The following is a 13,805-nucleotide window of genomic DNA, read 5'->3' as shown; positions in this document are numbered from 1 at the left end:
AAAAAAAACGAGAATGCGTTTTTATTTTAAGGAACGAGCAATGGAAAAAAATAAACATCAGGGAGAGGGGACTATTCCCGCCATATCCCGGCGTCAGTTTATTCAGGCAGGATCGGCGCTCGCCGCTCTGCCTTTTGTCGTCAAAACCGGCAAAGTACAGGCACAGGGCGCGGCGGTTTCAGACACTGCGCCTGAAGAAAAAGTGGTGCAAACCTGTAGTACGTTTGACTGCGGCGGCAAGTGTGATATTCGTGCTCACGTCAGTGAGGGCGTTGTGACCCGAATTTCTACGCGTCCGGATAACGCGTTGGATCCGCAAATGCCCGTAATGCGTGCCTGCGTGCGTGGCCGGGCTTATCGGAAATTTGTTTACCATCCCGATCGACTGAAATACCCAATGAAACGTGTAGGGAAACGTGGCGAAGGAAAATTCGAGCGTATTACCTGGGATGAAGCCACCACCCTTATTGCGAATCAATTAAAAACTATTACGAAAAAATACGGTGCGGCTTCACGCTATGTTCATGTGGGCACCGCTGTGTCCGGCGGGACTTTTTCCGGCGATAAAATGGTTCGTCGTCTGCTCAACTTAACCGGCGGCTATCTCGAAAGCTATCACTCGGTCAGTATGGGTAACACGGCGGCAGCAACGCCGTATACCTATGGCACCGCTGCCAGCGGCAGCTCTCTTGACACGCTGCTGGACACCAAACTGGTCATCCTCTGGGGACATAACCCGACGGAAACGATCTTTGGTCACAGCAACCACTTCTACCAGAAGATGAAGCAAAACGGCACTCGCTTTATTGTTGTCGACCCTCGCTATTCCGATACGGTTTCCTCCCTGGCCGATCAGTGGATCCCGCTGCTTCCCACCACGGACAACGCCCTGATGGACGCGATGATGTATGTGATCGTCACGGAGAACCTGCACGATCGCGACTTTATTCAGCGCTACACCCTGGGCTTTGACGAAGACACTATGCCAGAAGGCGTTCCGGCCAATGAATCCCTGATGGCTTACCTGAGCGGCGCAAAAGATGGCGTGGCGAAAACGCCCGAGTGGGCAGAGAAAATCACCCACGTGCCTGCACAAACAATTCGGCAACTGGCGCGCGACTACGCAACCACCAAACCCGCTGCGCTGATCCAGGGCTGGGGACCGCAGCGTCATAACTGCGGCGAGCGCACCGCGCGCGGCTCGACGTTGCTGGCTACGCTCACGGGTAACGTCGGGGTGAAAGGCGGTTGGGCAGCAGGCTATGGCGGCTGCGCAAACCGGAAATTTGCCGCCGGACCAGAAATGCCGGACAACCCGGTCAAAGCCAAAATATCGGTGATGAACTGGGTGCAGGCCGCCGACGATGCCTCTCAGGTCACCGCGGACGTCGGCCTGAAGGATGCCGAAAAGCTGGACAGCAATATCCGCATCCTGTTCTCGCTGGCGGGAAATTATCTGGCTAACCAGAACCCGGATCTTCATCAGGCAACCCGTGTCCTGGAAGACGAGTCGAAAATCGAGTTTATCGTCGCAAGCGATCTGTTTATGACGCCGAGCGCCCGATACGCCGACCTTCTTTTGCCGGAAACCAGCTTTATGGAACGCTGGAATATCGGCGAAACCTGGGGCACGGCAAGCTATCTGATCCTGTCAGAAAAGCTCATTGAACCTGAATTTGAACGCCGTTCAGACTACGACTGGCTGCGGGAGGTCGCCGCTAAGCTTGGCGTCGAACCCGCGTTCAGTGAAGGGCGTGACGAAAAAGCGTGGATTGAGCACATCTGGGAGCAGACGCGTCTTTCCATGCCTGACGAAAACCTGCCGGACTTCGCGACGCTACAGAAGACGCGTCAGCACCTTTTCAAAAGCGCGCCGTTCGTCGCCTTTGAAGACAACATTCGCGATCCGCAGAATCATCCGTTCCCGACGCCGTCCGGAAAAATTGAGATCTTCTCGAAGCGTCTGTACGACATGCATCACCCGGAAATTCCGGCGCTGTCGCACTACGTGCCTGCCCATGAAGGGCCGGAAGACGCGCTGGCGAAACGCTTCCCGCTCCAGCTGATTACCTGGAAAGGAAAAAACCGCGCAAACTCCACCCAGTACGCCAACCCGTGGTTAATTGAGGCGCAGCAGCAAAAGCTGTGGATCAACCCGCAGGATGCGCAAAAACGCGGCATTGCGCAGGGAGATACCGTGCGTATTCATAACGCGCGCGGCATTTGCGAGATCCCGGCGGAGGTCACGCCGCGCATCATTCCAGGCGTTGTGGCCATGCAGGCAGGTGCCTGGTGGCAGCCGGACGAGCAGGGTATTGATAAGGGCGGCTGCGCGAACGTGCTCAGTTCCGCTCGTATTACCGCGCTTGCGAAAGGGAATTCCCATCAAACCATGCTGGTGGAGGTAGCTAAAGCATGAGTCAGTTTAAACATTACGCACCGGTAAGCGACAAACAGCTGGGTTTTTATATCGACTCTTCTCGCTGCTCGGGCTGCAAAGCATGTCAGGTGGCGTGCAAAGATAAAAACAACCTTGAGGTCGGACGTCGTTTCCGTCGCGTATACGAAGTTAATGGCGGGAGCTTTATCCCGACCGGGCAGGGCGGCGTCAGCAATAACGTTTTTGCCTACACGCTCTCTATCTCCTGTAACCACTGTGCCGACCCAATCTGCACCAAAAACTGTCCGACCACCGCGATGCATAAGCGTCCGGGGGACGGTATTGTGCGCGTAGATACTGATAAGTGCGTCGGCTGCGGCTACTGCGCGTGGTCATGCCCTTACGGCGCGCCACAGCTCAACGAGCAGACCGGGCAGATGTCCAAATGTGATTTCTGCGTGGATCTACAGGCGAAGGGGGAACAGCCTGTCTGTGTGGCAACCTGTCCACTCGAAGCGATTAAATTCGGGCCGATTGATGAACTGCGGGTGAAGTATGGTGCGGTCTGTGATGTGAAAGGCTTGCCTGATTCCTCCATCACCAAACCGAACCTGGTGATCAAAGCGCATCAGGGCGCAGAGAAAGAGGGGAAACGTCATGCATGAGTTACCGCTGCTGATTTTTACGCTGTTCCTGCAAGGATCGGTTGGCGTTACGCTGTGGCTGGCCTTCGGAAGCACGCAACGCAGCGTGCTGCTGCCGGCTGCCGGAGCGTTTGTGTTGGCCAGCCTCGGTCTGCTCGCCTCCGCGTTGCACATGGGCTATCCACTTAATGCGTTCAACGCGCTGCGTCACGTATCCAGCTCCTGGCTGAGCCGTGAGATTATCTTTGCCAGTCTTTATCTTGCGGCACTTGGCCTCGCAACGCTGCTGATGTTTGTCAAAAAACCAGGCTGGAAGCCGCTGTTGGTTGTGGCAGGTCTTGTCGGGCTGGTGGATGTGTTCTGCATGGCGCAGATCTACATGCATGCATCCGTGGTGACGTGGCATCACATTAATACCCTGGTGCTGTTTATCGGTTCGGTGGGAATTATCGGTTCAGCCTGCATGGCCGTTGGGGCACGTTCCCAGACTCGCGTGCGAACGGCGATTGTCATTATCACGCTGCTGGTGATTGCACGTCTGGTGATGCAGCCCGTCTGGCTGGCAGATATTACGGCTATGGACAACACCGTTATGACGTTCCCACACGCACCGTTACAAATGCTGGAGCAACTGCGAACCGTGCATCTGCTGAGCTGGTGCGTTTCCGTTGTGGGTATGCTGTGCTTTGCTGCGGGCGGCTTAAAAGCGGCGCGAGGCACAATGCTGTTGGGCAGCGCCTTGCTGATTGTGGGTGAGCTGATGCTGCGCTTTGTTTTCTTCAGTATTGGCTGATGGGCGGATTAACCTTTGCCCCGGCGATGGACGTGACGCATGCGTGCGTCCGTCGCCGTTTTCGCCACTCTTCCTGCTGCGCCTGCGCGGACGTCTGTCCCGTGCAGGCTTTTTCTTTTAACGCCACCGGCGTCTCGGTTGATGACAGCCGCTGTATTGAATGCGGTGACTGCCTGTTTGTCTGCCCCGCTGAAGCCATCACCGGCATCACGCCGCGAAAACGTTTTCTGTGTGGCGATACGCTTGTTGGGCCTTTTACTGACCGTGCGCCAGGGGTGAATGAGCTTCTGCTGTGGCACGCGCAGCACTACGTTCGTTTTATCAGTATCGACGCGGAGCAGAATCCTGACTGGTTGCTGGCGATTGCCCGGCTGAATCTGGCGCTTCGTCGACGTGGTGAAGCAGCGTGGGCGTTTAAACATATACCCGTCAACGAGGTAAATACCGCCCGGCGTGCGCTGATGCACGTTCCCCGTGAGGATGTCCGGGTCTGTTGCGTCGTGCCCGGTCAGCGTGAGCTGCGCAGGGCGTTTTCTGCATTTAGCGAGGCAGAGATAACTCTCGATACCGAATCCTGCGTACTCTGCGGCGCGTGCTGGCGGAGTTGTACGGAAAACGCGATTCGGTTTGAGAACGCTGAACTGGTCGTGGAAACCGGACGCTGTACGGGGTGTGGCGGCTGCGAAGCGGTATGCCAGCATGCGGCGATAAACGTGATGCAAACAGACGGGACAGCGAAAAGCGTGACCATACCGGCATATGAAGCCGTTTGTTTGACGTGCCACCGCCATTTCTGGTCATTTAGTTCTGATGAAAAGCAGTGTCCGCTCTGTTTTCACCATCAGTACGGCATGCGAAATACGAGCTGTTGCTAATCTTCGTCTCATTTTAAAAAAATGTTATGCATAACCATAGGCAATGGCGCTATTGCTCTTTATAATCCGCGCCACACCATACTCAGGTATGCAAAAACAACAGAACATTTTACAGAGGTTATCAATGGCTATTGAACGTACTTTTTCCATCATCAAACCAAACGCGGTGGCAAAAAACGTTATTGGCAGCATCTTCGCTCGCTTTGAATCAGCAGGGTTTAAGATCGTTGGCACCAAAATGCTGCACCTGACCGTTGAACAGGCTCGCGGTTTCTACGCTGAGCACGAAGGTCGCCCATTCTTTGACGGTCTGGTCGAGTTCATGACTTCTGGCCCAATCGTGGTATCCGTACTGGAAGGCGAAAACGCGGTACAGCGTCACCGCGATCTGCTGGGTGCAACCAACCCGGACAACGCGCTGGCAGGTACTCTGCGCGCTGACTACGCAGACAGCTTCACCGAGAACGGCACCCACGGTTCCGACTCTGTTGAATCTGCTGCGCGCGAAATCGCGTTCTTCTTTGCAGAAGGCGAAGTGTGCCCGCGCACTCGCTAATAATTTCGTAAATGCCGCGTGCAAACGTGGCATCCCTGCGCCAGACTTTGTACAATGCAACGCCCCGGACGAGCAGACTGCTTACCGGGGCGTTTCTTTTCAACCCACCAAGGGCCACAACGTGTAACAACGAGGCCGGAAAAAATTATGTCTGAATTAGTGAATACCTCCGAAGTCGCCATTCCTGCGGTTCCCAATAAAAATGGAAAAATTAACCTGCTGGACCTGAACCGTCAGCAGATGCGCGAGTTCTTTAAAGAGATGGGCGAGAAGCCGTTTCGTGCCGATCAGGTCATGAAATGGATGTACCACTATTGCAGCGACAACTTTGATGACATGACGGACATCAACAAAGTGCTGCGCAATAAGCTTAAAGAAGTGGCGGAAATCCGCGCACCGGAAGTGGTGGAAGAGCAGCGCTCTTCAGATGGCACTATCAAGTGGGCCATTGCCGTTGGCGATCAGCGTGTTGAAACCGTGTATATCCCGGAAGACGATCGCGCCACGCTGTGCGTCTCTTCTCAGGTGGGCTGTGCGCTGGAGTGCAAATTCTGCTCTACGGCGCAGCAGGGCTTTAACCGTAACCTGCGCGTGTCGGAAATCATCGGCCAGGTCTGGCGTGCCGCGAAAATCGTGGGCGCGGCGAAAGTCACCGGTACACGTCCAATCACCAACGTGGTGATGATGGGGATGGGTGAACCGCTGCTCAACCTGACCAACGTCGTTCCGGCGATGGAAATTATGCTCGACGATTTCGGTTTTGGTCTGTCCAAGCGCCGCGTTACGCTCTCTACTTCCGGCGTGGTGCCTGCGCTGGACAAACTGGGCGATATGATTGACGTTGCGCTGGCCATCTCTCTTCACGCGCCAAACGACGCCATCCGTGACGAAATTGTGCCGATCAACAAAAAGTACAATATCGAAACTTTCCTGGCTGGCGTGCGGCGTTACCTGGAGAAATCCAACGCTAACCAGGGCCGCGTGACCATTGAATACGTGATGCTGGATCATGTTAACGACGGTACCGAGCATGCACATGAGCTGGCTGAACTGCTGAAAGATACGCCATGTAAGATCAACCTGATCCCATGGAACCCGTTCCCGGGCGCGCCGTATGGCCGTAGCTCGAACAGCCGTATCGATCGCTTCTCAAAAGTGCTGATGGAGTATGGTTTCACCACCATCGTACGTAAAACGCGTGGCGACGATATCGACGCAGCCTGTGGTCAGCTGGCGGGTGACGTTATTGACCGTACCAAACGTACGCTGCGTAAGCGTATGCAGGGTGAGTCAATCGCGGTTAAAACCGTTTGATTATTATGCAGACACGGCGCATTTTTTGCGCCGTGAAGCATTAATTTACTGAATAACCAGCCACAATCATCACGACTGATTAATAATTACGGTGCGTTTCATACGACTTTCGGGCAGTATGTAACGACGTAACAACAGTTTAGCGTGAAGGCCTGCCAGCGCTGTCATCTGCGGCCCGACAGTCTTATACTGTTTGTTCCAGGTTAACTGACCTAAAGTTTCGCGGTGCGGGTGGCATTGTGACTCACCGGCACCTGAACCCTTATTTTCACGTACCAGTAGTTGTAGCGAATGAATACTGAAGCCACTCACGATCAAAATGCAGCACTCTCCACTGGCGTTCGTCTTCGCAACGCCCGTGAACAACTCGGACTCAGCCAGCAAGCCGTTGCAGAACGCCTGTGCCTGAAGGTTTCCACCGTTCGCGACATTGAAGAAGATAAGGCACCCGCCGATCTGGCTTCAACGTTTCTGCGCGGTTATATCCGTTCTTACGCCAAACTGGTTCATATTCCTGAAGACGAATTACTGCCGATGATGGAGAAGCAGGCGCCTGTGCGTGCGGCAAAAGTTGCGCCGATGCAGAGCTTCTCTCTGGGCAAACGTCGTAAAAAACGCGATGGCTGGCTGATGAGCTTTACCTGGCTGGTCCTGTTCGTGGTTGTCGGCCTGACGGGCGCATGGTGGTGGCAAAACCACAAAGCGCAACAGGAAGAGATCACCACCATGGCCGATCAGTCCTCCGCTGAGCTTAATCAGTCTGGTACTAACGGCGCGCAAAGCGTGCCGCTGAGCACCGAAGGGGCTGCGACCTCCAGCGAACCTCAGGCGACAGCAACCAGCACGCCTGCAACCGATCCAGCGGCGACGCCAGAATCGACGGCGAATACCGCACCGGCTACCCAGGCCCAGGATCAGAACGCGGTCGTATCACCTTCTCAGGCCAATGTTGATACCGCCCCTGCGGCAACGGCACCGGCAGATAACACCGCGGCGTCACTGCCAACTGACCCGGCGGGTACGGCGGCACCTGCCGTTGACCCGAATGCGCTGGTGATGAATTTCACGGCTGATTGCTGGCTGGAAGTGACTGACGCGACAGGTAAAAAGCTGTTCAGCGGCCTGCAACGTAAAGATGGCACGTTAAATCTAACGGGCCAGGCACCATACAAGCTTAAAATCGGCGCACCGGCAGCGGTACAGATCCAGTATCAAGGAAAACCTGTCGATCTGAGCCGCTTTATCAGAACTAACCAGGTTGCGCGTCTTACCGTTAATGCCGAACAATCAGCAGCACAGTAACAGACGGGCAATGCGGGAGATTTTACATGCATAACCAGGCTCCTATTCAACGTAGAAAATCGAAACGGATTTACGTTGGGAACGTGCCAATCGGCGATGGGGCGCCTATCGCCGTCCAGTCGATGACCAATACGCGTACTACGGATGTAGAAGCGACGGTTAATCAAATCAAAGCATTAGAACGCGTCGGCGCGGACATTGTTCGCGTCTCAGTGCCGACCATGGACGCCGCTGAGGCGTTCAAACTGATCAAGCAGCAGGTGAGCGTTCCGCTGGTTGCCGATATTCACTTCGATTACCGTATCGCGCTGAAAGTCGCTGAATACGGTGTCGATTGTCTGCGTATTAACCCAGGCAACATCGGCAACGAAGAGCGCATTCGCATGGTTGTTGACTGCGCCCGCGACAAAAACATTCCAATCCGTATCGGCGTAAACGCTGGCTCTCTGGAAAAAGATCTCCAGGAAAAGTACGGTGAGCCGACGCCGCAGGCGCTGCTCGAATCCGCCATGCGTCACGTCGATCATCTGGATCGCCTTAACTTCGATCAGTTCAAAGTGAGCGTGAAAGCGTCTGACGTTTTCCTGGCCGTTGAATCGTATCGTCTGCTGGCAAAACAGATCGATCAGCCGCTGCACCTTGGCATCACCGAGGCGGGCGGTCTGCGCAGCGGCTCAGTAAAATCGGCAATTGGTCTCGGCCTGCTGCTCTCTGAAGGCATCGGTGACACGTTACGCGTCTCCCTGGCCGCCGATCCGGTGGAAGAGATCAAAGTCGGTTTCGACATCCTGAAATCACTGCGTATCCGCGCGCGTGGGATCAACTTCATCGCCTGCCCAACCTGTTCACGTCAGGAGTTTGACGTGATCGGCACCGTGAATGCCCTGGAGCAGCGTCTGGAAGACATCATCACCCCGATGGACGTTTCCATCATCGGCTGCGTGGTGAACGGTCCGGGTGAAGCGCTGGTGTCCACGCTGGGCGTTACCGGCGGTAACAAGAAAAGTGGTCTCTATGAAGATGGCGTTCGTAAAGATCGTCTGGATAATAGTGATATGATCGACCAGCTTGAAGCCCGCATTCGCGCAAAAGCGACGATGATGGACGAAGCGCAGCGCATCAGCGTTCAGCAGGTTGAAAAATAACGTGATGGGAAGCAGGCTGCTTCCCATGTATGATTGAACCCATTCTTTGGGTTCTTTTTTGTATATAGAAAGAGAATAAACGTGGCAAAAAACATTCAAGCCATCCGCGGCATGAACGATTATCTGCCTGGCGAAACCGCCATCTGGCAGCGCATTGAAGGCACACTGAAGCAGGTGCTCGGCAGCTACGGTTACAGCGAAATTCGTTTGCCGATTGTAGAGCAGACCCCGTTATTCAAACGCGCGATCGGCGAAGTAACCGACGTGGTTGAAAAAGAGATGTATACCTTTGAGGACCGCAACGGCGACAGCCTGACCCTGCGTCCTGAGGGGACGGCGGGTTGCGTACGCGCCGGCATCGAACATGGTCTCCTGTACAATCAGGAGCAGCGCCTGTGGTATATCGGCCCGATGTTCCGCCACGAACGTCCGCAAAAAGGCCGCTACCGTCAGTTCAACCAGCTTGGCGTGGAAGTGTTTGGTCTGCAAGGACCAGATATCGATGCCGAACTGATTATGCTGACTGCCCGCTGGTGGCGTGCGCTCGGTATTTCTGAGCACGTTTCCCTGGAGCTGAACTCTATCGGTTCTCTGGAAGCGCGTGCGAACTATCGCGATGCGCTGGTGGCGTTCCTGGAACAACACAAAGAGAAGCTCGACGAAGACTGTAAACGTCGTATGTACAGCAACCCGCTGCGCGTACTCGATTCCAAAAATCCTGACGTACAGGCGCTGCTGAACGATGCGCCAGCGCTGGGTGACTACCTGGATGAGGATTCCCGCGAACACTTTGCTGGCCTGTGCAAGCTGCTTGAAGCGGCGGGCATTGCTTATACCGTTAACCAGCGTCTGGTGCGCGGTCTGGACTACTACAACCGCACCGTATTTGAGTGGGTCACCACCAGCCTCGGTTCGCAGGGCACCGTCTGTGCTGGCGGTCGTTATGACGGACTGGTCGAGCAACTGGGTGGTCGCGCAGCACCGGCTGTAGGCTTCGCGATGGGCCTTGAGCGACTTGTTTTGCTGGTTCAGGCAGTTAATCCGGAATTTAAAGCCGATCCTGTTGTCGATATATACCTGGTGGCCTCAGGTGCGGATACGCAGTCTGCGGCGATGCAGCTTGCCGAACGCGTGCGCGATGCGCTGCCGGACGTAAAGCTGATGACCAACCACGGCGGCGGCAACTTTAAAAAACAGTTTGCTCGTGCCGACAAGTGGGGCGCAAGTATTGCACTGGTGCTGGGTGAGTCCGAAGTGGCCAACGGCGAAGTGGTGGTTAAAGACCTGCGCTCTGGTGAGCAAACTACGGTAACGCAGGATGGCGTTGCGGCGCACTTGCGCACTCTATTGGGCTAAGGAGAAGGACTGCGTGGAAATGTACGAGAACGAACACGACCAGGTTGATGCGGTTAAACGCTTCTTTGCTGAAAACGGCAAGGCACTGGTTGTAGGGGTTATTTTAGGTGTTGGTGCGCTGGTTGGCTGGCGTTACTGGAACAATCATCAGGCTGACTCTGCTCGCGGTTCATCCCTGAACTACGAAAACACCGTTAGCGCAATCCGTGCCGATCAGCCGCAAACGCTGACGGCTGCGGAGAAATTTGCCGCTGACAACAAAAACACCTACGGTGCGCTGGCTGCGCTGGAAGTGGCTCAGCAGTATGTTGATAAAAACGAACTGGATAAAGCCGCTGCGCAACTGGCTCAGGGGCTTGCTGCTGCCAGTGACGAAAATCTGAAAGCGGTGATCAATCTGCGCCTGGCACGTATTCAGGTTCAGCAGAAAAAAGCCGACGACGCGCTGAAAACGCTTGATACCATCAAAGGTGATGGCTTTGCCGCTATTGTCGCCGATCTTCGCGGTGAAGCACTGCTGAGTAAGGGGGATAAAGCGGGCGCGCGTAAAGCGTGGCAAGCTGGCGTGGATAGTAAAGCTTCACCTGCGCTGAGCGAAATGATGCAGATGAAAATAAATAATTTGTCCGTCTGAGAGGGACCCAATGCAATTGCGTAAATTACTTCTGCCAGGACTGCTTTCTGTTACGTTATTGAGTGGTTGTTCACTGTTCAGTGGCGAAGAAGACGTTGTCAAAATGTCCCCGCTACCGACGGTTGAAAACCAGTTCACTCCGTCCACCGCCTGGGACACCTCCGTGGGTGATGGTATTGGCGATTTTTATTCCAACCTGCACCCGGCATTTGCTGACGGCGTGGTCTATGCGGCCGATCGCAAAGGCACCGTTAAAGCGCTGAACGCTGATGACGGAAAAGAAGTGTGGTCCATTAACCTGGCGGAAAAAGACGGCTGGTTCTCCCGTAAACCTGCGCTGCTTTCTGGCGGCCTGACCGTTGCCGGCGGTCACGTGTATGTGGGCAGCGAAAAAGCGCAGGTTTACGCGCTGAATGCCAGCGACGGTTCGGTTGCATGGCAGACCAGCGTTGCCGGTGAATCCTTGTCACGTCCGGTTGTCAGCGACGGCCTGGTGTTGATCCATACCAGCAACGGCCAGTTGCAGGCGCTGAACGAAGCCGATGGTCTGGTAAAATGGACGGTTAACCTGGATATGCCAGCGCTGTCTCTGCGTGGTGAATCTGCTCCGGCGACTGCATTTGGCGCCGCCATTGTGGGTGGTGACAACGGTCGTGTCAGCGCAGTACTGATGCAGCAGGGCCAGATGATCTGGCAGCAGCGTATTTCCCAGGCGACCGGTTCAACTGAAATCGACCGTCTGAGTGACGTGGACACCACGCCGGTCATCGTTGACGGTGTGGTTTACGCGCTAGCGTATAACGGCAACCTGACGGCGCTGGACCTGCGTAGCGGTCAGATCATGTGGAAACGTGAGCTGGGTTCCGTGAACGATTTCATTGTCGACGGCAACCGTATTTATATGGTGGATCAGAACGACCGTCTGCTGGCGCTGAGCACCGAAGGTGGCGTGACGCTGTGGACGCAGAGCGATCTGCTTCACCGTCTGCTGACCGCACCAGCACTGTATAACGGCAGCCTGGTGGTGGGCGACAGCGAAGGCTATATGCACTGGATCGATCCAGAGAATGGCCGCTTCGTGGCGCAGCAGAAAGTGGACGGCTCAGGCTTCCTGACCGATCCGGTTGTGGCTGACGGCAAACTGCTGATTCAGGCAAAAGACGGCACGCTGTACGCGATCACGCGTTAATTACACGGCGGTTGTAGTATACTAAACGGCTCCTGTTCACTCAGGAGCCGTTTTGACATTTTTAAAAACGCTGCGAAAGCGACGTTATTTTGAATTTTATGAGGCTTCAAACATGGTACCTGTGGTCGCGCTTGTCGGGCGCCCTAACGTTGGAAAATCCACTCTTTTTAACCGTTTAACACGCACCCGTGATGCGCTGGTTGCGGATTTCCCGGGGCTGACGCGTGACCGTAAGTACGGTCGTGCAGAGGTGGAAGGACGCGAGTTCATCTGTATCGATACCGGGGGTATTGACGGTACGGAAGACGGCGTAGAAACCCGCATGGCAGAGCAATCTCTGCTGGCTATCGAAGAAGCGGATGTGGTTCTGTTTATGGTGGATGCGCGCGCTGGCCTGATGCCCGCGGACTCTGCTATCGCTAAACATCTGCGTTCACGCGAAAAGCCAACCTTCCTGGTGGCGAACAAAACTGACGGCATTGATGCCGATCAGGCCGTTGCGGATTTCTGGTCTTTAGGTCTGGGTGATATTTATCCTATCGCGGCCTCGCATGGCCGTGGCGTCACCAGCCTGCTGGAAACCGTTCTGCTGCCGTGGGTTGATGAAGTAAACCCGCCGGAAGAGGTGGACGAAGACGCCGAATACTGGGCACAGTTTGAAGCCGGAGAGGAAGGCGAGGAAGAGCCGGAAGATGACTTCAACCCGCAGGATCTGCCGATTAAGCTGGCTATCGTTGGTCGCCCAAACGTAGGTAAGTCTACCCTTACTAACCGTATTCTGGGCGAAGAGCGCGTGGTGGTTTACGACATGCCAGGCACAACGCGCGACAGCATTTACATTCCAATGCAGCGCGATGAACGTGAGTACGTACTTATCGACACTGCAGGGGTGCGTAAGCGCGGGAAAATCACCGATGTAGTGGAAAAATTCTCGGTGATCAAAACCCTTCAGGCGATTGAAGACGCCAACGTGGTGCTGCTGGTTATTGACGCACGTGAAGGTATCTCCGATCAGGATCTCTCTCTGCTCGGCTTTATCCTTAATAGTGGGCGCTCACTGGTTATCGTCGTCAACAAGTGGGATGGCCTGAGCAATGAAGTACGCGAACAGGTGAAAGAGACGCTGGACTTCCGTCTGGGCTTTATCGACTTTGCCCGCGTTCACTTCATCTCTGCCCTGCACGGCAGCGGCGTAGGCAACCTGTTCGAATCCGTTCGTGAAGCCTATGACAGCTCTACCCGCCGCCAGAGCACGGCGATGCTGACCCGTATCATGAACATGGCAGCAGAAGATCACCAGCCGCCGCTGGTGCGTGGCCGTCGCGTGAAGCTGAAATATGCCCACGCCGGGGGGTATAACCCGCCTATCGTGGTGATCCACGGTAACCAGGTGAAAGACCTGCCGGACTCCTACAAACGCTACCTGATGAACTACTTCCGTAAGTCGCTGGACGTGATGGGTACGCCTATCCGTATTCAGTTCAAGGAAGGGGAAAACCCGTTTGCGAATAAACGTAATACCCTGACGCCGAACCAGATGCGTAAGCGTAAGCGTTTGATTAAGCACATTAAGAAAAGCAAATAATTCTTACCGAACTCACTAAAACCCGCGCCTGT

The 13,805-nt window shown here is 55.0% G+C and carries 12 protein-coding genes; all 12 read left to right on the top strand.

Going from position 1 to position 13,805, the window contains the following annotated elements; all coding sequences use genetic code 11:
* Window positions 1-40 precede the first annotated feature (40 nt).
* The 12 genes from BFV65_RS15145 (at window position 41) to der (ending at window position 13,773) form a co-directional block, all read left to right on the top strand.
* On the top strand, window positions 41-2,419 hold the full coding sequence (locus BFV65_RS15145; RefSeq protein ID WP_069596816.1) for a DMSO/selenate family reductase complex A subunit: 2,379 nt from the start codon (window positions 41-43) through the stop codon (window positions 2,417-2,419).
* Window positions 2,416-3,045 carry a DMSO/selenate family reductase complex B subunit gene (locus tag BFV65_RS15140; protein WP_069596815.1) on the top strand — a complete coding sequence of 210 codons (630 nt, stop codon included), beginning with the start codon at window positions 2,416-2,418 and terminating at the stop codon, window positions 3,043-3,045. Before BFV65_RS15145 ends, BFV65_RS15140 begins: the two co-directional genes overlap by 4 nt.
* Window positions 3,038-3,817 carry a dimethyl sulfoxide reductase anchor subunit family protein gene (locus tag BFV65_RS15135; protein ID WP_069596814.1) on the top strand — a complete coding sequence of 260 codons (780 nt, stop codon included), beginning with the start codon at window positions 3,038-3,040 and terminating at the stop codon, window positions 3,815-3,817. The genes BFV65_RS15140 and BFV65_RS15135 overlap by 8 nt, the downstream gene beginning before the upstream one ends.
* Entirely contained in the window at window positions 3,817-4,692 is an 876-nt protein-coding gene (locus tag BFV65_RS15130; protein ID WP_069596813.1) for a 4Fe-4S binding protein, read from the top strand. Before BFV65_RS15135 ends, BFV65_RS15130 begins: the two co-directional genes overlap by 1 nt.
* A gap of 124 nt (window positions 4,693-4,816) precedes the next feature.
* Window positions 4,817-5,248: a nucleoside-diphosphate kinase gene (ndk, locus tag BFV65_RS15125; RefSeq protein WP_003860625.1), complete on the top strand. Its 432-nt coding sequence runs from the start codon at window positions 4,817-4,819 to the stop codon at window positions 5,246-5,248.
* Between the two features lie 147 nt (window positions 5,249-5,395).
* Window positions 5,396-6,562, top strand: a complete 1,167-nt coding sequence (gene rlmN, locus BFV65_RS15120; protein ID WP_003860623.1) for a dual-specificity RNA methyltransferase RlmN — start codon at window positions 5,396-5,398, stop codon at window positions 6,560-6,562.
* 291 nt (window positions 6,563-6,853) lie between these two features.
* Window positions 6,854-7,864 (top strand): cytoskeleton protein RodZ, encoded by a 1,011-nt coding sequence (gene rodZ, locus BFV65_RS15115; RefSeq protein WP_023306698.1) that lies wholly within the window; start codon window positions 6,854-6,856, stop codon window positions 7,862-7,864.
* Between the two features lie 26 nt (window positions 7,865-7,890).
* Window positions 7,891-9,009 (top strand): flavodoxin-dependent (E)-4-hydroxy-3-methylbut-2-enyl-diphosphate synthase, encoded by a 1,119-nt coding sequence (ispG, locus tag BFV65_RS15110; protein ID WP_003860619.1) that lies wholly within the window; start codon window positions 7,891-7,893, stop codon window positions 9,007-9,009.
* Window positions 9,010-9,090: 81 nt separating this feature from the next.
* On the top strand, window positions 9,091-10,365 hold the full coding sequence (hisS, locus tag BFV65_RS15105) for a histidine--tRNA ligase (RefSeq protein ID WP_022649001.1): 1,275 nt from the start codon (window positions 9,091-9,093) through the stop codon (window positions 10,363-10,365).
* A gap of 13 nt (window positions 10,366-10,378) precedes the next feature.
* Window positions 10,379-10,999 (top strand): YfgM family protein, encoded by a 621-nt coding sequence (locus BFV65_RS15100; protein ID WP_048966864.1) that lies wholly within the window; start codon window positions 10,379-10,381, stop codon window positions 10,997-10,999.
* A gap of 10 nt (window positions 11,000-11,009) precedes the next feature.
* Window positions 11,010-12,188: an outer membrane protein assembly factor BamB gene (bamB, locus tag BFV65_RS15095; protein WP_022648999.1), complete on the top strand. Its 1,179-nt coding sequence runs from the start codon at window positions 11,010-11,012 to the stop codon at window positions 12,186-12,188.
* Between the two features lie 112 nt (window positions 12,189-12,300).
* Window positions 12,301-13,773, top strand: coding sequence for a ribosome biogenesis GTPase Der (der, locus tag BFV65_RS15090; RefSeq protein WP_022648998.1), 1,473 nt, complete (start codon window positions 12,301-12,303; stop codon window positions 13,771-13,773).
* Window positions 13,774-13,805: the final 32 nt, after the last annotated feature.

The organism is Enterobacter hormaechei subsp. hoffmannii (genome assembly GCF_001729745.1).
In the GTDB taxonomy this organism is placed as follows: Bacteria; Pseudomonadota; Gammaproteobacteria; order Enterobacterales; family Enterobacteriaceae; genus Enterobacter; species Enterobacter intestinihominis.
This window is presented reverse-complemented; position numbering and strand designations above follow the sequence as displayed.